Origin of the sequence: Paraburkholderia sp. BL23I1N1, from assembly GCF_003610295.1 — a bacterium.
Lineage (GTDB): Bacteria > Pseudomonadota > Gammaproteobacteria > Burkholderiales > Burkholderiaceae > Paraburkholderia.
Genome location: NZ_RAPV01000001.1, coordinates 5,780,235 through 5,799,148, shown reverse-complemented (window position 1 = coordinate 5,799,148; position 18,914 = coordinate 5,780,235). Strand labels below are relative to the sequence as shown.

General features: G+C 62.3%; 19 protein-coding genes. 10 read left to right on the top strand and 9 right to left on the bottom strand.

Annotated elements, in window-relative coordinates:
* The first annotated feature begins 71 nt into the window (after nt 1–71).
* The 3 genes from B0G76_RS27120 to B0G76_RS27110 are packed head-to-tail and all read left to right on the top strand — an operon-like array spanning nt 72 to nt 1,838.
* The gene (locus B0G76_RS27120; RefSeq protein ID WP_120295217.1) at nt 72–1,274 is read left to right on the top strand and encodes a cytochrome P450; all 1,203 of its coding nucleotides are present in this window, start codon (nt 72–74) and stop codon (nt 1,272–1,274) included.
* Nucleotides 1,275–1,308: 34 nt separating this feature from the next.
* The gene (locus B0G76_RS27115; protein WP_120295216.1) at nt 1,309–1,473 is read left to right on the top strand and encodes a rubredoxin; all 165 of its coding nucleotides are present in this window, start codon (nt 1,309–1,311) and stop codon (nt 1,471–1,473) included.
* Nucleotides 1,431–1,838, top strand: coding sequence for an enoyl-CoA hydratase/isomerase family protein (locus tag B0G76_RS27110; RefSeq protein WP_147394089.1), 408 nt, complete (start codon nt 1,431–1,433; stop codon nt 1,836–1,838). The genes B0G76_RS27115 and B0G76_RS27110 overlap by 43 nt, the downstream gene beginning before the upstream one ends.
* Before the next feature lie 36 nt (nt 1,839–1,874).
* Here B0G76_RS27110 and B0G76_RS27105 read toward each other — a convergent pair whose 3' ends face one another.
* From B0G76_RS27105 to B0G76_RS27085, 5 genes are all read right to left on the bottom strand, one after another.
* Complete coding sequence (locus B0G76_RS27105) at nt 1,875–3,071, bottom strand: acetyl-CoA C-acetyltransferase (RefSeq protein ID WP_120295214.1); 1,197 nt, start codon at nt 3,069–3,071, stop codon at nt 1,875–1,877.
* Nucleotides 3,072–3,138: 67 nt separating this feature from the next.
* Nucleotides 3,139–4,398 carry an acetyl-CoA hydrolase/transferase family protein gene (locus tag B0G76_RS27100; RefSeq protein ID WP_120295213.1) on the bottom strand — a complete coding sequence of 420 codons (1,260 nt, stop codon included), beginning with the start codon at nt 4,396–4,398 and terminating at the stop codon, nt 3,139–3,141.
* A 4-nt stretch (nt 4,399–4,402) separates the two neighbouring features.
* Complete coding sequence (locus tag B0G76_RS27095; protein ID WP_120295212.1) at nt 4,403–5,581, bottom strand: CaiB/BaiF CoA-transferase family protein; 1,179 nt, start codon at nt 5,579–5,581, stop codon at nt 4,403–4,405.
* Nucleotides 5,578–6,564, bottom strand: coding sequence for a nitronate monooxygenase family protein (locus B0G76_RS27090; protein ID WP_120295211.1), 987 nt, complete (start codon nt 6,562–6,564; stop codon nt 5,578–5,580). Before B0G76_RS27090 ends, B0G76_RS27095 begins: the two co-directional genes overlap by 4 nt.
* 80 nt (nt 6,565–6,644) lie before the next feature.
* The gene (locus B0G76_RS27085; RefSeq protein WP_120295210.1) at nt 6,645–7,421 is read right to left on the bottom strand and encodes an enoyl-CoA hydratase; all 777 of its coding nucleotides are present in this window, start codon (nt 7,419–7,421) and stop codon (nt 6,645–6,647) included.
* A gap of 237 nt (nt 7,422–7,658) precedes the next feature.
* On the opposite strand from B0G76_RS27085, the gene B0G76_RS27080 reads away from it, so the two are divergent.
* Together B0G76_RS27080 and B0G76_RS27075 are read left to right on the top strand one after the other, a co-directional pair.
* Complete coding sequence (locus tag B0G76_RS27080; RefSeq protein WP_120295209.1) at nt 7,659–8,453, top strand: crotonase/enoyl-CoA hydratase family protein; 795 nt, start codon at nt 7,659–7,661, stop codon at nt 8,451–8,453.
* Nucleotides 8,454–8,570: 117 nt separating this feature from the next.
* Entirely contained in the window at nt 8,571–9,812 is a 1,242-nt protein-coding gene (locus B0G76_RS27075; protein ID WP_120295208.1) for a CaiB/BaiF CoA-transferase family protein, read from the top strand.
* Nucleotides 9,813–9,924: 112 nt separating this feature from the next.
* On the opposite strand, the gene B0G76_RS27070 is transcribed toward B0G76_RS27075, so the two are convergent.
* Nucleotides 9,925–10,683, bottom strand: coding sequence for an SDR family NAD(P)-dependent oxidoreductase (locus B0G76_RS27070; RefSeq protein ID WP_120295207.1), 759 nt, complete (start codon nt 10,681–10,683; stop codon nt 9,925–9,927).
* A 249-nt stretch (nt 10,684–10,932) separates the two neighbouring features.
* Between B0G76_RS27070 and B0G76_RS27065 the strand changes: the two genes are divergently transcribed.
* On the top strand, nt 10,933–11,730 hold the full coding sequence (locus tag B0G76_RS27065; RefSeq protein ID WP_120295206.1) for an IclR family transcriptional regulator: 798 nt from the start codon (nt 10,933–10,935) through the stop codon (nt 11,728–11,730).
* 74 nt (nt 11,731–11,804) lie between these two features.
* On the opposite strand, the gene B0G76_RS27060 is transcribed toward B0G76_RS27065, so the two are convergent.
* A complete protein-coding gene (locus tag B0G76_RS27060) occupies nt 11,805–13,283 on the bottom strand; it encodes an MFS transporter (RefSeq protein ID WP_120295205.1) in 1,479 nt (492 codons plus the stop codon).
* A gap of 242 nt (nt 13,284–13,525) precedes the next feature.
* Here B0G76_RS27060 and B0G76_RS27055 point away from each other — a divergent pair, with 242 nt between their 5' ends.
* From B0G76_RS27055 to B0G76_RS27045, 3 genes are read left to right on the top strand one after another with little or no spacing between them, the layout of a single operon-like run.
* Complete coding sequence (locus B0G76_RS27055) at nt 13,526–14,722, top strand: amidohydrolase family protein (RefSeq protein WP_120295204.1); 1,197 nt, start codon at nt 13,526–13,528, stop codon at nt 14,720–14,722.
* 35 nt (nt 14,723–14,757) lie between these two features.
* On the top strand, nt 14,758–15,552 hold the full coding sequence (locus tag B0G76_RS27050; RefSeq protein ID WP_120295203.1) for an enoyl-CoA hydratase/isomerase family protein: 795 nt from the start codon (nt 14,758–14,760) through the stop codon (nt 15,550–15,552).
* 52 nt (nt 15,553–15,604) lie between these two features.
* Nucleotides 15,605–16,303 carry an SDR family NAD(P)-dependent oxidoreductase gene (locus B0G76_RS27045; RefSeq protein ID WP_120295202.1) on the top strand — a complete coding sequence of 233 codons (699 nt, stop codon included), beginning with the start codon at nt 15,605–15,607 and terminating at the stop codon, nt 16,301–16,303.
* Between the two features lie 50 nt (nt 16,304–16,353).
* Here the strand turns inward: B0G76_RS27045 and B0G76_RS27040 are convergent, their stop codons facing one another.
* Nucleotides 16,354–17,505: an NADH:flavin oxidoreductase gene (locus B0G76_RS27040; RefSeq protein WP_120295201.1), complete on the bottom strand. Its 1,152-nt coding sequence runs from the start codon at nt 17,503–17,505 to the stop codon at nt 16,354–16,356.
* Between the two features lie 117 nt (nt 17,506–17,622).
* On the opposite strand from B0G76_RS27040, the gene B0G76_RS27035 reads away from it, so the two are divergent.
* Nucleotides 17,623–18,084, top strand: coding sequence for a PaaI family thioesterase (locus B0G76_RS27035; protein WP_120295200.1), 462 nt, complete (start codon nt 17,623–17,625; stop codon nt 18,082–18,084).
* A 17-nt stretch (nt 18,085–18,101) separates the two neighbouring features.
* Here B0G76_RS27035 and B0G76_RS27030 read toward each other — a convergent pair whose 3' ends face one another.
* On the bottom strand, nt 18,102–18,809 hold the full coding sequence (locus B0G76_RS27030) for a TetR/AcrR family transcriptional regulator (protein WP_120295199.1): 708 nt from the start codon (nt 18,807–18,809) through the stop codon (nt 18,102–18,104).
* Nucleotides 18,810–18,914: the final 105 nt, after the last annotated feature.

The following is an 18,914-nucleotide window of genomic DNA, read 5'->3' as shown; positions in this document are numbered from 1 at the left end:
GCAAAACTGAACGACGTTGCACATTATGAACGAATAGCGATGTGGGTTCTAACCTGCAAGGAGACCAATCGATGAGGTATCCGGAGAACTGGAGCGTGCCCAGCCACGTGCCGCATGACCGGGTGGTGGATTTCGACTACATGAACCCACCCGGCGCCGCCGAAGATGTCCATCTCGCGTGGAAGGCGTTGCACAATGGGCCGGACATTGTCTGGTCTCCCTACTATGGCGGACACTGGATCGCAACGCGCGGAGACGATATTGAAACGATGCAGAAAGATCATACGCATTTCTCGCATCGCAGCGTCAACATTCCGTCTTTGAGCGCGGTGCAGCTCGTACCGCTCGAACTCGATCCGCCCGAGCATACCGCGTACCGGAATCTGATCACGCCGTCTTTTTTGCCGAAGGCAATCGCTTCGCTCGAAGAGGATGCCCGCGTTCTCGCTGTGGAGTTGATCGAAAAACTCACGCCGCGTGGCGAATGCGAATTCGTTTCCGAGTTCGCCAAGCTCCTGCCTATCGTGATCTTTCTGCGCCTCGCCGATCTGCCGCTGAGCGACCGCGAACGGCTGCTCGAATGGGCCGAAATGGCGGTGCGCGGCAAGGTCGAGGAGCGTATCGAATCGCAGAATCTGCTGGGCGCCTACATCTCCACCTGGGTGGCGCAACGCCAGGCCAACGCGGGCGGCGACCTCGTCAGCCTGATTGCGAATGCGCGCATCGACGGCGAACCGATGCGGGCCGACCGCATGTTTGGCATGTTTATCGTCGTGCTGTTCGGCGGCCTCGACACGGTCGCGTCGCTAATGGGTTTTATCGCCCGTTTTCTTGCTGAGAACCCTCGCCATCGGCGTCAGCTCATCGACCACCCTGAACTGATGGTTTCTTCCGTCGACGAACTGATCCGCAGATTCGGCGTCGCGAACACGGCGCGGCTCGTCGCCGAAGACCTGGACTATAAGGGAGTGACGCTGAAGAAGGGCGATCAGATTCAGTTGCCCAACGCGTTGTTCGGTCTGGATGAGCGCAAGTTTGCCAATCCGCTCGAAGTCGACCTGACCCGCAAGCCGGTGCTGCATGCGGCCTTCGGAAATGGGCCGCACCGCTGCCCTGGATCGTTCCTCGCGCGCACTGAAATCAAGGTGTTCTTGCAGGAATGGCTGAAGCGCATTCCCGATTTCGGCATTCGCGAAGGCGACAAGCCGCGTTGCAGTTCAGGCGCCGTGAACGGCATGCTGTATTTGCCGCTGACGTGGAACGTCGCGTCCTGAATCTTCTCCCTCAAACCATGACAGAACGACGGCGATGAAACAATGGCAATGCATTTTCTGCGGTTTTTTCTACGACGAAGCGGCCGGACTTCCGACTGAAGGTTTTCCGCCCGGTACGCGCTGGGCAGACATTCCCGACGACTGGGCCTGCCCCGAGTGCGGCGCAGCGAAGGTGGACTTCGTGATGATCGAAGTTTGATGCGGCGCGTGCACTACGTTTGCGTCGACGGTGTTGCAACGATCACCCTCGACTCCCCGCCGGTCAATGCATTGAGCCTCGCGGTGCGATCGGAAATGTTGCGAGCCTTCGAGTGGGAAAAAGCAGACGAGCACGCGAGAGCAGTCATTCTGACGGGGGACGGCAAGGGCTTTTGCGCCGGCGGAGATATCGGCGAATTCGGAACACCTGCGGCCGCCGCGCCGCCTGGACTATCGCTGCATATTCACTTGCTCATCGAGTCGATGAACAAGCCTGTCGTTGCCGCCATGCAGGTCATTTACAACATGTTGATGGCCTCGGATGAAGTGCGTCTTCAGCGCGAGCGGTTTTTCAATCGAAAATGAAACATGGCCATTTGACTGGTTGAAGAACAGCGCCGCTCAAGCACGCTCGAATAGCGCGGCCAGACCCTGGCCGCCTCCGATGCACATCGCCTCCAGACCATAGCGCCCCTTGCGGCGCTGCAGTTCGAAGAGCAGCGTGGTCATCATTCGCACACCGGTAGCGCCGATAGGATGACCCAGCGAGATGCCGGAACCGTTGACGTTCAAGCGGTCCGGATCGTTCCATCCCCATCCCTTGAGCACGGCCAGCACCTGGCACGCGAATGCTTCGTTCAGTTCGACGAGATCCATCTGATCGATCGACAGTCCGGTGCGCGACATCAGTTTCTGCACGGCGGGCACGGGGCCGATGCCCATGCGTGACGGCTCGCAGCCCGCCGCGGCCCAGCCATTGAAATACGCCATCGGCGCGAGGCCCAAGGCTTCCAGCTTGTCCTCCGCGACCACGAGGCACGCGGCTGCCGCATCGTTTTGCTGGCTGGAATTGCCGGCGGTGACGGTGCCGCCCGCGATCAGCGCACGCAGCTTGCCGAGGCTCGCGAGGCTGGTGTCCTCGCGAAAGCCTTCGTCTTGAGCAATGAGCAAGGGCGGCCCTTTTTTCTGCGGCACGGTCACCGTCACGACTTCATCGGCCATGCGGCCCGACGCCCAGGCATCGGCCGCGCGCCGATGGCTGCGCACAGCGCATTCATCCGCCTCTTCGCGGCTGATGTGATAATCGCTCGCGAGATTTTCCGCGGTTTCGATCATGCCCGAAATGTAGCCGAAGCGTTCCTCGGGCTGCGAACGCTCGCGGCCGCGTGCGAGCCGGTCATGAAACTGCACGGAACCCGAGCGGGCGCCCCAGCGCATGTCCGTGCTGTAGTACTCGATGTTGCTCATGCTCTCGACACCGCCCGCCAGCACGACATCGGCTGCGCCGGTCTGGACCATCATCGCCGCGGTCGCGAGCGCCTGCAGGCCGCCACCGCAACGCCGGTCGAGCTGCATGCCCGGCACATCGACGGGGAGTCCTGCCTGCAGCGCGATCCAGCGCCCGACACATGGCGTCTCACTATTCGCGTACGACTGCGCGAAAACCACATCGTCGATGCGGGCGGGATCGAGCCCGGTGCGCTTCAAAACCTCCCGGGTCACGAGCGCGCCGAGTTCTTCGACCGGCACGTTGCGCAGACTGCCGCCAAAAACGCCTACGGGTGTGCGCACAGGAGAGACGATCGCGGCTCGTTTCATACGGATTCCTTCAAATAACGCGTAAAGCGCGGGCCGACGTTACGTGTCTTGCCATGATCCGATTGCATCAGCCGGCTGCGCGGGTTGAGTGTTCGAGCAGGGCTCGGTGGTCCGGGTGAGCGATCGCCAGCAGACGCTCGCGCCGCTGTTTGAGCGTGAGTCCGCGCAGATCCGCTACGCCATATTCGGTCACGATGATGCCCGCGTCGCTGCGCGGCGTGCTAACCGGGCCGCTGAGCGTCGCCACGATGCGGCTCGCACCGTTGCTCGCGGTCGAAGGCAACGCGACCACCGGCAAGCCGCCTTTGGCGCTCCGTGCGCCGCGCAGGAAGTCGAGTGCGCCGCCCACCGCGCCGACGTAGCCGCCGCCGGCCACTTCAGCGTTGATCTGCCCGCCGAGATCGACCTCGAGCGCCGAATTGAGCGCGATGAAACGGTCAAGGCGCGCCAGCACATCCGGATCGTGCGTGTAGCTCGTCGAGCGAAACTGCACGGCGCGGTTGCGATGCGCGAAGTCGTGAATGCGGCGGCTACCCATCATGACGCCTGCAACCGTGATCCCTCGGTCCACGCTTTTTCGCGCATTGTTGATCACGCCGGCCTCCATCAGATCGGCGACCCTGTCGCCAATCGTGCCCGAATGAATGCCCAGGTCCCGCCGGTCCGACAGGCGTGCGAGTACGGCTTCGGGAATCACGCCCATACCGAACTGAAGCGTCGAACCGTCTTCGATCCAATCGGCGACGTGACCGGCTATCGCCAGTTCAATGGCGCCCGTTTTGCCACGCGCATTTTCGAGTGGCGCGCGCGACGTCGGCAGGATGAAGTCGAGATCGTCGTCGCGCAGATAACGCTCGCCATACGTCCATGGCGCCTCTTCATTGATCTCCGCGACGATCACGCGGGCCGTGTCGAGTGCCGCAATCAGATACTCGTGCGCGATCGACAAACTGTAGCGGCCTTCGGTATCCGGCGGCGCGAGTTGCAGCATCAGCACGTCCACCTTGAGCGCGCCGTTCCTGATCATCTGCGGAAACTGCGAGTAGTGGCATGGCAGCACATCGAGTACGCCCGCGCGCGCCAGCGCGCGATTCGCGCCGGTGCCGCAGTAGGCGACGAAGTCGATGCAGTCCGCGTGCTCGGGCCGGCACGTGTCGGTGGCGCTTGCGCCGAGAAACACGCGGAACCGGCCAATGCTGTGCCGTTGCGCGACGAGCTGTTGGGTCAACGGCAACGGCTCCGCGTTTGCCTGGCCCCACATCACCAGGTCGCCGGGACGAACGATGGAAGCGAATTCGATGGAGCTGGGTTGCAGCAGCGTGGGCATGAGGCTACGCCTTCTCGGTGGTGTTCTGCGTGCGGATCACGCCGGCGGAATCGAGTGCGGAGATGTGTTCATCGGCATAACCGAGCGCCTCGAGAATCTCCACCGTGTGCTCGCCGATGCCGGGGATTGACAGGACCGGTTGTGCCGGATCGCGCAGGAACCGGATCGCATTGCCGACGTGCCCTCGGCCAGCCGCATCGACGCTGACCATCTGGCGAGCCTGCGTGTGAGGATGCACGAGCGCTTCACTGAGCGACAAAACGGGCGCAACACTGATGCGGCGGCCCTCGAACCACGAGAGCCAATCGCTCAATGTGCGCGTCAGGAAAACCTCGGTGAGGAACGCACGCAGTTCGGCCTGTGCTTCGCCGCCGGGCCCGATGGCGACTGCAATCAGATCCGGCCGGCCGAGCGGCGTCAGCAGATGGGTCGCGAAGTCGAGTTCGCGGCCGCCGAGGCAAAGCCATTGCGAATCGGCTGTTCGATACGCGGCGAGCAGCGCAATCGCATTGCCGCCGTGCGCGGTTGCGCCGGTATCGACGAAGTCCTCCTGGCGAGCGCTGAGTGCGTGGCCTGTCAGATGCGGTTGCGCGTTCAGCGCCGCGTCGTGGAGCGAAATGTCGACGAAGTCGCCGCGACCCGTTTCGCGCGCGTGCAGCAATGCCATCAACACCGCGGACAATGCGGTCAACGAACCCGCGAGAGCGGCGACAGAGACGCCCGAGGTCACGGGCGCGCCGCGCTCGTCGCGCGGCAAGGTTCCCGCCAGTGACTGAATCACGGAATCATGCGCGGGCAATTGCGAAAGCGGGCCGGTCTGGCCGAAGGCCGTCAGCGAGCAGTAGACGAGGCGGGGATGGGCGCGGCTCACCGTGTCGTAATTGATGCCCAGACGCGCCGCGACACCCGGGCGCGACGACTCGATCACGACATCGGCCTCGCCGATCAATCGCAACGCGATGGCAAGGCCCTCGGGACGCTTCAGGTCGAGCGCGATACTGCGCTTGCCGCGATTGAGCCCCACGAAAAACTCGCTGTCCGATTCGAGCGGGCCGCGTGCCGCGTCGCCCGTCAGCGGTTCGACCTTGATGACGTCGGCGCCATGATCGGCAAGATTCGACGCGAGCATCGGCCCCGGCATGAACTGCGAGAAATCGACGACGCGAACGCCCGACAGCTTCATGCGGCCGGCACCTCGAACGGAAACGCGCGCTGCGCAATGGCGGCGGCCTCGCGCATAATTCTCGCGATAAGTTCGGCACAGGTTGGCAAATCGTGAATCAGGCCCGTCACCATGCCGGCCGGAAATGCGCCGCCCTCGACATCGCCGCTCGCAAATGCGTCCATCCAGTGGCTCGCGCCGGTCAGCGCATACAGATCGGCCAACGTGACGCCTCCCACGCGTTCCAGTTCGACCGCCGCGAGACTGACGCTGTTTTTGATCACGCGGCTCGAGTCGCCGAGCGTGCGTCCGACCAGCAACGTATCGCGTTCGGTGGCTTCCAGCATGCGTTGTTTGATCGCGGGATGAACACGCGATTCCTGGGTGAGCATGAAGCGCGTGCCCATATTGATGCCTTGAGCACCGAGCGCGAGCGCGGCCATCAAGCCACGTCCATCGGCGAAGCCGCCCGACGCGAGCAATGGAATCTTCAGACGGTCGGCGGCGGCGGGGATCAGGATCAGCCCCGGAATATCGTCTTCACCCGGATGTCCGGCGCATTCGAAGCCGTCGATACTCACCGCGTCCGCGCCGAGTGCTTCGGCTTTTAGTGCGTGACGCACCGCGACGCACTTGTGGATCACCTTGACGCCGCTTGCCTTGAACGCCGCGATGTACTTCGCGGGATTGCTTCCCGCGGTTTCGACGACCGGCACGCCCCGCTCGATGATCGTGCGCACGTAGCCGTCGTAATCGAGCCCGGCGTTGCTGCCGAGCAGCGTCAGATTCACGCCGAACGGTTTGTCGCTCAATGCCCGCACCCGGTCGATCTCTCGCGCCAGCGCATCGGCGCTCGCATGCGTGTGCGCGGAAATGAATCCGAGTCCGCCGGCATTGCCGACCGCTGCCGCGAGTTCCGCGCGCGCGACCCAGCGCATGCCGCCCTGGATGATCGGATAGTCGATGCCGAGCAAGTCTGTAATGCGATTCTTGTGAGAGTTCATGGCCGGTCGTTTAGCAGTAGGAGCGAATGACGGGTTGAGAAAGAATCAGTCGAATGCGGATTGATGCATGCGCATGGCGCTCAACAGTTGCGAAACACGGGCTGGCGCTTTTCCGCGAATGCGGCCATGCCTTCCTTGCGGTCTTCGGTCGCGAAGGTCGCGTAGGCCATGCGTCGTTCGAACAGGACGCCTTCGGCGAGACTGGACTCGTATGCGCGATTCACGCATTCCTTCGCGATTGCCACGACGGGTTGCGAGAATCCACTGATGGCGTTCGCCGTTTTCAACGCCTCATCGAGCAATTCGCCGAGCGGCACGATCCGGCTGACGAGGCCGCAACGTTCGGCTTCGGTCGCATCCATCTTGCGGCCCGTGAGGATCATCTCCATCGCCTTCGATTTGCCGAGCGCGCGTGTCAGACGTTGCGTTCCGCCAGCGCCGGGAATGGTCGCCAGTGTGATTTCAGGCAGCGCGAAACGGGCGTTGTCGGCAGCGAGAATGAAGTCGCACATCATCGCCAGTTCGCAACCGCCGCCCAACGCGAGGCCGGCTACCGCGGCGATCACCGGCTTGCGGCAGCGCGCCGTGCGTTCCCAGTTGGACGTGATGAACTGTTGTTTGAACACGTCCATGTACGTCCATTCGTTCATCATCTTGATGTCGGCACCGGCGGCAAATGCCTTGTCGTTGCCTGTCAGCACGATCGCGCCGATCGCTTCGTCGGCTTCGAAACCGTCGAGCGCAACGGTCAACTCGTCCATCAAGGCATTGTTCAGCGCGTTATACGCTTGCGGCCGGTTGAGCTTGATGAGGCCCGTTTTGCCGCGCGTTTCGACGATGATAGTTTCGTAGGCCATGAGTTTTCCTTGCATGAATCCAAACGAACAGGAGCGTCAGCCTGGCGCCGCTGCGACAAAGATCTCGACCTGCGCGTTCGCGCAGTGGCGCTGCATCGCAGCAAGTATCTTCGCCTGGCCGACATTGCTCACGGTTGCCTGTAATATGAACGATGTTTATAATTCTGAATGCGCAATGAGGCTTTGTCAATCGAGCTTCGAGTCGGCGCATCATCCAGAGACGCGAGGAGGCACAGCATGACGACACGCCATGAGGACGGACAGATTCGCGTGGAAGAGCGCGGCCGTATTCTGTTGATCGGCGTTGACCGTCCAGAAAAGCGCAACGGCTTCACCCCCAAGATGTTCGATGAGTTGGCCAAGGCGTACACGCGTCTTGAAGCGAGCCCCGAAATTTTCTGCGGGCTGCTTTACGCGGAGGGCGACCATTTCACCGCGGGCCTCGACATGCCCAAGATCGTACCGTTGCGCCGCGAGGGTAAGCCGCTGCTTCCCGTCGGCGAAGTCGATCCGTTCAATTTACGCGAACCGCTGCGCACCAAGCCGGTCGTGATCGCGCTGAAGGGCATCAGCTTTACGGTGGCGGTCGAACTGATGCTGGCTTCCGAGGTGGCGGTCGCCGCCGACAACTGCCGCTTCTCGCAGATGGAGGTCAAGCGCGGCATCATGGCGGGTTGCGGCGCTACGATACGGATGGTGCAGCGCGCCGGGTGGGGCAACGCGATGAAGATCCTGCTCACGGGTGACGAGTTCACCGCGCAAGACGCGTATCGCCTGAATTTCGTGCAGGAAGTCGTGCCGGCCGGCGAAGAGTTTCAGCGGGCGCTGGAGATCGCGGAGCGCATCGCCGCGCAGGCTCCGCTGGCCGTGCAGGCTACCATGGCAAATGCGCGCGTGTCGCTCGGATCGGGCTGGCAGAATGCCTATGCCGGGATCCAGTCGGCCCAGAAGATTCTCTATAACACCGAGGATGCAAAAGAGGGCGTCCAGTCGTTCGTCGAAAAGCGCACGGCGAGATTCATCGGACGCTAGCCCGGCAACAGGCGAGGCGCCAATGTACGCACAGGGGCGCTGGCGGGCGCCACTCGCGCTATCAGGCGAAGAGCCCGGACGCGGCGCCCGGCATGAGGTCAACGGAAACGGTTCGATATGACAAAAGCTGCTTTGTCCGGGGTTCGCGTGCTCGATCTGAGCCGCATCCTCGCGGGGCCATGGGGTGCGCAGATGCTGGCGGACCTGGGGGCGGAAGTGATCAAGGTCGAGCGGCCGGGCAAGGGCGACGACTCGCGCCAGTTCGGTCCGCCGTTCCTGAAGGACCGCGATGGCAACGACACGCGCGAATCGACTTTCTTCATTAGCGCGAACCGCGGCAAGAAGTCGATCACCTGCGATATCGCGACTGCCGAAGGCCAGGCGTTGATCCGCTCGCTCGCGGCGAAATGCGACGTGCTGCTGGAAAACTACAAGGTGGGTGACCTGAAACGATATGGTCTCGACTACGCGAGCCTGAAGCTCGTGAATCCGCGCCTCATCTATTGCTCGATCACGGGGTTCGGCCAGACCGGGCCTTACAGTTCCCGCCCCGGCTACGATTCGATTTTCCAGGCGATGGGCGGCCTGATGAGCATTACGGGCAATGGCGACGACATGCCCGGCGGCGGCCCGATGAAAACGGGGCCGAGCCTCGCCGATATTCTCTGCGGTCAGTATGCGGTCTCCGCTATCGTGGCGGCGCTTTATCATCGCGACGCCGGGGGCGAACCAGGCGGCGAAGGGCAATACATCGACCTCTCGCTACTCGATTCGATGATCGCCGCGACCTCGCACTATGCGAGCCAGTATCTGGTCTCCGGCGAGGTGCCGGTGCGACGCGGCACCGAGGGCAATGGCGGCATGCCGTCGCGCATGTTCCGGTGTGCGGATCGCGACATCATGATCGTGGCCGGCAACAATGAGCAGTACGCGCGGCTGTGCCAGGTGTTGAACCATCCGGAATTCGCAACGGATCCGCGTTTCAGCGAAATCGCGCTGCGTGTCAGGAATCGCCGGGCGCTCGGCGAGGTGTTCGAGCCGCTGATCGCACAATGGCGGAGCGACGAGTTGCTGCTCGCGCTCGACGCCGCCGGTGTGCCGGCGGGTCCGATCAACGATTTGCAGCAAGTGTTCGCCGATCCGCACGTTCAGACGCGGGGCATGTGCGTGGAAGTCTCGCATCCGCTCTCGGACGAAGCGGTGAGAATGGTCGCTAATCCGGTGAAGATGTCCGGCACGCCGATCGACACTTACACGCCGCCTCCCATGCTCGGGCAGCATACGGAGACGGTTTTGCACGATCTGCTCGACATGTCGCGCGCGGATATCGACGCGCTGCGCGCGCGCAAGGTCATCTAGTCGCCACACACAGGTTCAGCGCAAGAAACAGCCCTGACTTCGGTTAAGGAGTCAGGGCCAATTTCATCAACTCCACCCATTCCATCGCACTTTCGTCATGCCTTGCGCACATCTAGAGCATCGACTGCCCGCCATCGGCATTGATGGTCTGGCCCGTCACGTAGGCCGCGCTGTCGCTGCATAAGAATGCAACTACGCGTCCAATATCTTTCTCCGGGTCGCCCAAACGACCCAGCGCGATCTCGGATAGATAACGTGTGAGTTCGCTCGGATGCGCTTCCAGATACGTTTGTGCGGCAGGGGTGAGCGCCGCCGGGCATACCACGTTGACCGTGATGCCGTAAGCGCCCCATTCGCGCGCGGCGACCCGTGACAGGCCGCGGATGCCTTCCTTGGCCGCGGCATACGGAGCGAATCCGCGTGTGCCTTCAATGCCGGTGCGCGACGCGAAATTGACGATCCGGCCACTCCCTCGCTGCCTCATATGCGGCAGCACGGCCTGCATGAAATACAGCGTGCCGTAGAGGCCGGATTCCAGCGTTTCGCGCCAGTTTTCATCGGTGACGGCTTCCAGAGGCACGCCCGGTGTGCTGCTCTGCGCGTTGTTGACAAGCGCGTCGATACGCCCGAATTGCTCGATTGCGGCGGCGACGGCCTGGTCGGCGTCAGCGCGCCTGCGCGTGTCGCCAGGCACCACGAGCACCTGCACGCCATGCGCTTTCAATGCCGTTTCCGCCTGCCGTAGCTTCGCCTCGGTGCGGCCCGTGAGAACGAGGTTGACGCCCTCGCTGGCCAGCGCATGCGCTATGCCGAGCCCCAGTCCTTGCCCGCCGCCGGTCACGATGGCCACCCGGTCCTGTAATTCGCTCATGACTTGAACTCCTCCATAACAAGACGATTGAAGACGCGCGCTCGGTGCATGTCAAAGAGGCTAGTGCCGCCGCGTCGCGCCATCGAAAGCATATTCGTGAACGTCGTTCAATTATATCGCAGAGTGACCGTTAGATCGCCTTGGCGTTATCCCGGAGCCGTCAGGAATAAGTGTGCTAAACCCGCGTCCGACGTGAGACTATGTGAATGGTTCATTTATAATGAGCGAATTAATAGGAAGGGGAGTGATATGTCGAAAGAAATTCTGGCTTCTGCGGACAAGGATGTCACCGGACCGCGTTCGCTGACTCGCCTGCTCGGGCTGTTCGATGTGCTGGCAAAAGCGCCGGACGGAATGTCGCTTGCAGAGCTGAATGTCGCACTGGAGTCGCCCAAAAGCAGCTTGCTCAACCTGTTGCGGCCGCTTGTGGCAGAAGGGTTTCTGATGCACGACGGCGGCCGTTACCGGCTGGGACCGTCCATTTTCCGTCTCGCCGCGAACGTGATGGCGGTATGGAATTTCTCGAAGGTGCTGCGTCCGTTTCTGCTCGAACTCTCCGAGCTGACTCACGAAACGGTCTACATCGGCGTGCTCGACGCGGAGCATAAGGTCATCACGTACGTCGACGTGATCGAAAGTGCACAGTCCGTTCGATATTCGATGCTTGTCGGCATGCGCCGTCCGCTGTATTGCACTGCCGCCGGGCGCGTTTTGCTGGCTCACCAATCGGAAGAGTTTCTTGCCGAGTACCTGCGCACCGTCAAACTCGAGCGCCACACCGAACAAACTACGGTCAACAAGAAAGCGCTGCGCGAAGAGCTGCAGAACATCGTCGAGACAGGGTTGTCGGTCAGCCGCGGCGAATTGTTGCCGGACTCAGCGGGTCTGTCGTCGCCGATTTTTGGACCCAATGGCGATGTGATTGCGGCCATGGCGGTCGGTGCACCGCTGGAGCGCTTCGATCGCGAACGCGAGCGCCTGGAGCAACACATGCTTGCTGTCGCGCAGCGTGCGTCGGCATTGTGCAACGCGGACGAAGAAGAATAAATCTGCCAGCGTGCCCACGGGACGAAACCCGTTGGGCACCTTGGTGCGTCGTCAGCCGACGCGCTGCCCGAACATTAGCGCGTGCTTGCCTCGCCGCTCAATCCAGAGCCTTCCAGAACACGCGGACGGTTGTCCGATACGCGATGCCTCGGCAGCGCGTACGCGACAACGAGTCCGGCCAGCGCACTGCCGGCGACAAATCCGAACACGGTTTCGTAGCTTTGCGCCGCCGGAAACGACACACCGCCATCGCTCACGGACGCGCCTTGCAGCAACGTGAATACCGCTTGCGCCCCGACCGCGAAGAAGCACGAGAAAAACACGTAGAGCAGGCCGGTCGCTTCGCCAGTCTGTTCGGCAGGCGTCGCTTCGATAATCAGGTTGTAGACCGCCGTGTGCGCGAAAGCGAGGCCGAACGAGCAGAGCATCGCGCCGGGAACGAACAGCAGGAGACTGCGGTGCAGCACGATCAGCAATGCCCATACGAAGACCAGCATGGTCATGCCGATCAGCGCAGCCCGGCGCGCTTCGGAGCGTGCGGCGATGCGCCCGCTCCACGGGCTCGCAATCATCGCGACGATGTTGATGATGAACATCAGCAAGCCCGCCACGGTGGCGCTCAGTCCGAAACCTGCATGAGTCCATGCAGGCTGCTGTAAGAGCAGCGAAAACACTTGTCCGAGTTGCATCGCGCCGATCGCGACGCACATCATGCACACGTTGGCGAGGATCACCTGACGTTGCTTCAGAAGGCGGATATTGATAAGCGGATTGGCCGCGTCGCGCTGGTGTTTCGCCCAGAGCCACAGCACCACCAGGCCGCCGGCCAGCAAGCCCGCTATCCGCGGATCGCGCAGTCCCCACGCATGAATCTGCTGCACGGCAAACAGGATCGCGCACAATGCCGGCGCGAAGGCGAGGCCGCGCACGAAATCGATTCGCCTGGCAGATCCGCGGCGCGATTGCGGCACGCAGAAACGCACCGCCAGGATGGTTGCGACACACAACGCCACCTTGAACCAGAACCCGCCTTGCCACGAGTAGTGATCGATCACGACACCGGCGCAGATGTAGATCAACCCGGCCGACACCATACCCGCCGCGCCGATGAGTCCGACCGCTAAAGGTATCTGCCGGTCAGGCAGGTTTTCGCGGACGAGCCCCATCGAAAGCGGAGTGATGCCCGAAGCGATCGACTGCATGGCGCATCCGGCGATCAGCACGGCAATGCCTGGCGCACAAGCCGCCACCACGCCTCCGACGGCGGCAATCGCCAGCACGATGAGCAGGACGCGCCGGTAGCCGAGCAGGTCGCCCAGGCGCCCGCAGATGGCCGCGAAAGCCGCCGCGCCGAGCCAGTACGCGGTGACGGTCCAGCCCGTTGCCGCAGACCCGGGGAAAACCCGGTAGAGCGTCACAAGCATCGTGTAGATCACGGTGATTCCGGACGACGCCGCCACTGCCGACATCAGCACCGCAAAGAGAAACCAGCGCCGTGGACCGCCCGTGAGCGGTTCGCGCGAGGACGAGTGCGGCGGTGCGTCGGCGTGCATGGAATGTCTCCGTTCGACTGGATTTTTGCGTATCATCTCATAGTTGAATGGTGTGCGTATAGTTGTATTTTAGGGGTGGTTAGAGATGATCGCGTGGCGCGGGAGCGGTAGTCTTTGTCGATATCAATTCGATATGGCGGCTTTTCGTTTCGATATAGCGGTTTGTCTGTCGTGGACGTGCGCCGATACTTTCGTTCAAGGGCACGGCACCTATCTCACGTTCCATAAAGGGAGACTTCTTCATGCAGGCTTATCAAGGAAAGATCTACGACGCCGACACGCACTTCTACGAAGTGGAAGATGCGTTCAGCCGCTATCTGCCCGAAAAATTCCGGAAAGAATGGGGGTTTACGAGCCGGGTCACGCCGGAAGGCAACCGCTGCATGTACGTCGGCGATCGCAAGGTCGAGATCAGCGAAGGCTACACGTCAGCCGAAGGACTCGTGCCGCCGCCGGGAAAACTGCACGAATGGCTGCGGGCGATGAAAGACGGCAAGGACAACGTCGAAATGCGGGTTCCGCCCACGCCGGACATGTTCAACCGCGACGCGCGTCTCGCCAAGATGGATGAGTTCGGTGTCGAAGCGTGCACGATGTATGTCGGCGAAATGGTCGCCTGCATTTCCTATCTGAACGAACCGGTCGCGGCAAGCGCCGTGCTGCACGCGTACAACCGCTGGATGCTCGACGACTGGACCTTCAACTACAAGGATCGCATCTACAGCACGCCGATCGTCGCGCTCGACGATCTCGACGCCGCTGTGGCCGAGGCGAAATGGCTGGTGGCGAACGGCGTGCGCGTGATCCTGATGCCGATGGGGCCGTTCAACGGACGCGCGCCCGCCGACCCGTATTTCGATCCGTACTGGGCGATTCTCAACGAAGCCGGCGTGCGCGTCACGTTCCACGTTTCCGAGGCGATTTACATGAAGGACCACATGGCCGTGTGGGGCGAGCCTGTGCAGCGGTCGCGTCAGCGCCAGACGGCTTTTGTGTGGATGCATGGTTACGGTGAGCGTCCGGTAATCGAAACGCTCTCGTCGTTCATCTTCTACAATTTCTTCGAGCGCTTTCCGAACGTCAAACTGTGCAGCGCGGAAAATGGCGCCGAGTGGGTGCCGTCGATGCTGGTCAAGATGGACAAGTGCCGGGGCATGTCGAAAAACGGCTACTGGCCCTGCGGTCAGTTGAAGAGCCGGCCCAGCCAGATATTCAAGGAGAATGTCTTCGTGGTAGCGTATCCCGAAGACGACCTCGTGCAGATCGTCTCGCAAACCGGCTCGGCGGACTTTCTGCTGATGGGCTCCGACTATCCGCACGCGGAAGGCGTACCGGAACCGAAAGATTTCGCGCGTGAGGCGTGCGAACCGTTGTCCGCGCAGGACACCCAGAAAATCATGTACGACAACGGACGCCGCTTCATGCCGGTCAGCGTGTAAGCGGCCGGATGTCGCGAACAATGGAGAGGCACGTCATGAATTTTCCGGACTATCAGGCGTTATTGCTGGAGCGCGAGGGCGGCATTCTCACTGTCACGCTCAACCGGCCCGATACCTTGAACGCATTTGACGAGCAGATGGACATCGAGATGTCGCGGCTTTTCATCGATGTCACCGAGGATCCCGAAACGCGGGTCGTCGTGCTCACGGGAGCGGGCCGCGCATTTAGCGCCGGCGGCGATATCGAACACATGCAACAGGTGATCGACAATCCGGCGCTGTTCCTCGCCGGCATGCAGCGAGCGAAGAAAATCATCTTCTCGATGCTCGACTGCCCGAAGCCCGTCATCGCGAAGATCAACGGTCATGCAGTGGGTCTCGGGGCGACGATCGCGCTTTTCGCCGACCTGAGCTACGCGGCGAACCACGCGAAGATCGGCGACCCGCACGTGAAGATCGGTTTCGTCGCGGGAGACGGAGGGGCGGTGATCTGGCCGCAACTGATCGGCTACGCGAAGGCCAAGGAATATCTGCTGACCGGCGATCTGCTCGGCGCGGAGGAGGCGGCGCGCCTCGGGCTCATCAATCATGCGGTTCCCGCCGACGAGCTCGATGCGGTTGTCGCCGCGATGGCGAAGCGCCTGGCGACTGGCGCTTCACAGGCTATCCAGTGGACCAAGGCATCGATCAACATCGGTCTGAAACAGCTCGCGCACTCGATACTCGACGCGTCCATAGCGTATGAAGCGCTGTCGAATCAGACCGAGGATCATCAGGAAGCGGTGAACGCGTTTCGCGAGAAGCGTGACCCGGTGTTCAAGGGCCGCTAGTCGCCTGTCTGGCTGCGTGTTCGGCGCAGCCGTGGAAACAGGAGTCTTTCAGATGGAACGTGTAGTCGCGATTACGGGAGGGTTCGGCACACTCGGCCGGGCAGTCGGCAACGCATTTTTCGCGGATGGCTGGACGGTGGCCTTGCTCGACCGCGCTCCGGCGCCGGATGCTTCGAACACCGAGGGGCGGGACGGGCAATGGCGGCTCGGCGGTGTCGATCTGACCGATCTGGGCAGCGCGCGAACGGCGCTGTCGTCGGTGGCCGAACGTTTCGGCCCTTTGAATGCGCTGATCAACGTGGCCGGCGGCTTTCGCTGGGAAACCCTGGCGGACAGCGATCTGCAAACGTGGGACCTGATGTATCAGATGAACGTGCGGACCGCGGCGACCGCATCGAGGGCGGCGCTGGATCGTTTCGCGGCGGGGCCCGAAGGCGGCGGGCGTATCGTCAACATCGGGGCAGGCGCGGCGCTGCGGGCCGGGGCCGGGACCGGCGCGTATGCGGCCTCGAAGGCCGGTGTGCTGCGTCTTACCGAGGCGCTCGCCGACGAACTGAAGGATCGTGGGATCACCGTCAACGCGGTCGTGCCGGGCATCATCGATACGCCGCAAAATCGCAAGGACATGCCGGATGCCGATTTTTCGCGCTGGGTGCAGCCTGCCGACATCGCGGCGGTGATTCTCTTTCTCGCTTCGCGTGCTGCCTCCGCGGTGACGGGGGCGTCGATTCCGGTCACTGGCCGGTTGTAGATAAGCCGGCGTCGAGCCGAGTCCTGCCGCGGCAAATCCGACTCCGGCGTTCAGGTCAGGCGCGTCAAGGAATCCGTGCTGAAACCGAGGAAGGGCTCGCCCGTGCGTGCGCGTCGAGCCCACTGCGCATCGTGCAGCAATGATCGCCCCACGCCGACCAGATCGAATTCACCGCGCGCGAAGCGGGCGAGCAAGGGCGTCAGGTCGGGTTGCGCGAGCGTCTGCTCACCCGCCATCGAATCATAGAAGCCCTTGTTGATTCCGATTCCGCCGACGGCCATCGACAATTTTCCCGTCAGCTTTTTTGCCCAGCCGGCGAGGTTCATTTCCGAGCCTTCGAACTCCGCGCGGTTGAAGTACCGTGTGCTTGCCTCGAAGATATCGACGCCCGCTTCGGCGAGCGGCGCGAGAATCTGCTCGAGTTCGCCGGGCGTCGTCGCGAGACGCGCCTTGAAATCCTGCTGCTTCCACTGCGAGAAACGGAAACTGATGGGCATTGCATTGCCGATCTCCGCGCGGATTTCGCGGACCACTTCAGCGGCGAAACGACTTCTGGCCGTGCGGTCTTTGCCCCACACGTCAACGCGTTGATTGGTCTCGCTCCACAGAAATGAATCGATCAGGTAGCCGTGGCCGCCGTGAACGGCGATTCCGTCGAATCCGGCAGCCTTTGCATACGATGCACTCCGGCGATAAGCGGCGATCACATCGGCGATTTCTTCATCGCTCATTGGACGGGTTGCGGCACTCACGCGGGCCAGATAGCCGGCGTCCAGCGATGTTTGACGGCCCGCCGGACCCCACAGCCCGGACGGCCGGATCGGCGGCGCAGCGGGGACCGGTCCGGTATTGGCTTCCTTCATCGGGCCCATGTGCCACAGCTGCGGAAAAATCACCCCGCCGCTCGAGTGAACCGCATCCGTCACGTGCCGCCAGGCTCCGACCGACGCCGCGCATGACAGCGTCGGAATCGAATTTTCACCGAGCCCGGCTTCACCCAGTGCCGATGGATGATCGATCCCCACACCCTCGGTAATAATGAGTCCCGTCTCGCCTTGCGCGCGACGCTGGTAGTACGCAGCGACATCGGGCCCGGGCAGGCCGTCGGGAGAGAAGCCGCGCGTCATGGGTGACATGACGATACGGTTCGCCAGCGTGACTCCGCGAACTTGCAATGGCGTGAAAAGCGGCGCAGTGATCACCCTTGTCTCCGTACATATAGTTGACTTACGTACAGATAATGATACGCTACATTTTTGCCGTGAAAAAGCGTCTTGTTCTGCCGCAAGGCACAAAGGCGCGCATGAAGGACTACGTCAATGCACCCTCAGATTACTGCTGCTGCCCGCCTTGCGCCAGACGATGACGATGTCGCCCCGGAAGGATTCGAATTAATGCCGGCGTTCGGGCCGTTTCATGAACTCGTCGGCGCGCTCTGGCACAGGAAAAGCGAGCGGGGGCAGGTGATCGGCATGCGTGTACGGGAGCAACATCGCAATCGCGGGCAGATGATGCATGGCGGGATGATCTGCATGCTCGCGGACACCGCTATCACGTGGGCGAGCAAGTATTCGCGCGAGCCCGCGCTCAAGGTGTTGACCACCAGTCTGACGGTCAATTTCATGGGCAACGCTCAGCCGGGCGACTGGGTCGAGGCACACGTCAACGTGCTCAAAGCCGGTCAGCGCGTGGTGTTTTCCGATTGTCTGATCTGGGCGAACGGCCGACGCATCGCTCAGGCGTCGGCACAATTTCAGGTGATGGGGCAGACGGATGCGTAGGGCGAGGATAAAAAGCGCTACGCATGCGGCGCAATGGTCTTGCGAGGCACCTTGTAGCGCCACGCGGCGAGCAGCAGTTGCTCGATGTGTGCGGCACGCTGCTCGCGTTGCGCGGGCGTTGTCGGAATGCCCATCAGCACTTCCGTGCTGCCGGCCACCAGCGTCAGCAGATCGCGTGCGGCACCAGGCGCGTCGGACGCGCTGATCGTGCCGTCGCGATCAGCGCAGGCGATGAAGTCCGCGACCGGCTCCAGCATCTCGTTCACGTATTGAAGAAAGCCGTTCGCCACATCCGGAAAGCGATTCGATTCCCCGACTACGACACGCGTGATTTCGATCGTGCCCGTGGTCGCCATATGATCAGTGAGTATGCGCAAAAGGAGCGACAGTGTTTTCGTGAAGTCGCGGCGCTGCTTGAGCAGTTTCTCGATCCTGCCGCGCAGGTCCTGCATGCCGTGCCATATCGCGGCGCGAAACAGTTCTTCCTTGGTGCCGAACTGCCGGTAGACAGTGGTCTTGCTGATGCCCGCGCGTGCAGCGATCTCTTCGACCCTGGCTGCACCGAATCCTTCCGCGCGAAAGGTCTGTGTCGCGGCGCTCAGCAGTCTTTCGCGCAATTCGGCGGCGACATCCTGCGTGGGCCGTCCTGCCGCACGCGGAGCGGCGCTCGCCATCGTGTCGGCGGAAGGTGCGGGCGAAGCGGGAAGTGCCGGAGATTTGGCCATGGGCAGGTGACGACCAGGGAGAAACTGGCAGTGTACTCACCCGCCTGGCGGTCCGCCAGTAGGACGGACGCGGTGTTATGCGCGATGGCTGCCTGGCGCGCATCC

Coding starts and splice junctions, on each gene's coding strand:
- B0G76_RS27060 (WP_120295205.1), bottom strand. CDS start 13,283: ATGCACGCCGACGCACCGCCGCACTCGTCCTCGCGCGAACCGCTCACG.
- B0G76_RS27105 (WP_120295214.1), bottom strand. CDS start 3,071: ATGAAACGAGCCGCGATCGTCTCTCCTGTGCGCACACCCGTAGGCGTT.
- B0G76_RS27045 (WP_120295202.1), top strand. CDS start 15,605: ATGGAACGTGTAGTCGCGATTACGGGAGGGTTCGGCACACTCGGCCGG.
- B0G76_RS27035 (WP_120295200.1), top strand. CDS start 17,623: ATGCACCCTCAGATTACTGCTGCTGCCCGCCTTGCGCCAGACGATGAC.
- B0G76_RS27090 (WP_120295211.1), bottom strand. CDS start 6,564: ATGAACTCTCACAAGAATCGCATTACAGACTTGCTCGGCATCGACTAT.
- B0G76_RS27120 (WP_120295217.1), top strand. CDS start 72: ATGAGGTATCCGGAGAACTGGAGCGTGCCCAGCCACGTGCCGCATGAC.
- B0G76_RS27050 (WP_120295203.1), top strand. CDS start 14,758: ATGAATTTTCCGGACTATCAGGCGTTATTGCTGGAGCGCGAGGGCGGC.
- B0G76_RS27030 (WP_120295199.1), bottom strand. CDS start 18,809: ATGGCCAAATCTCCGGCACTTCCCGCTTCGCCCGCACCTTCCGCCGAC.
- B0G76_RS27085 (WP_120295210.1), bottom strand. CDS start 7,421: ATGGCCTACGAAACTATCATCGTCGAAACGCGCGGCAAAACGGGCCTC.
- B0G76_RS27115 (WP_120295216.1), top strand. CDS start 1,309: ATGAAACAATGGCAATGCATTTTCTGCGGTTTTTTCTACGACGAAGCG.
- B0G76_RS27080 (WP_120295209.1), top strand. CDS start 7,659: ATGACGACACGCCATGAGGACGGACAGATTCGCGTGGAAGAGCGCGGC.
- B0G76_RS27055 (WP_120295204.1), top strand. CDS start 13,526: ATGCAGGCTTATCAAGGAAAGATCTACGACGCCGACACGCACTTCTAC.
- B0G76_RS27075 (WP_120295208.1), top strand. CDS start 8,571: ATGACAAAAGCTGCTTTGTCCGGGGTTCGCGTGCTCGATCTGAGCCGC.
- B0G76_RS27065 (WP_120295206.1), top strand. CDS start 10,933: ATGTCGAAAGAAATTCTGGCTTCTGCGGACAAGGATGTCACCGGACCG.
- B0G76_RS27095 (WP_120295212.1), bottom strand. CDS start 5,581: ATGAAGCTGTCGGGCGTTCGCGTCGTCGATTTCTCGCAGTTCATGCCG.
- B0G76_RS27100 (WP_120295213.1), bottom strand. CDS start 4,398: ATGCCCACGCTGCTGCAACCCAGCTCCATCGAATTCGCTTCCATCGTT.
- B0G76_RS27070 (WP_120295207.1), bottom strand. CDS start 10,683: ATGAGCGAATTACAGGACCGGGTGGCCATCGTGACCGGCGGCGGGCAA.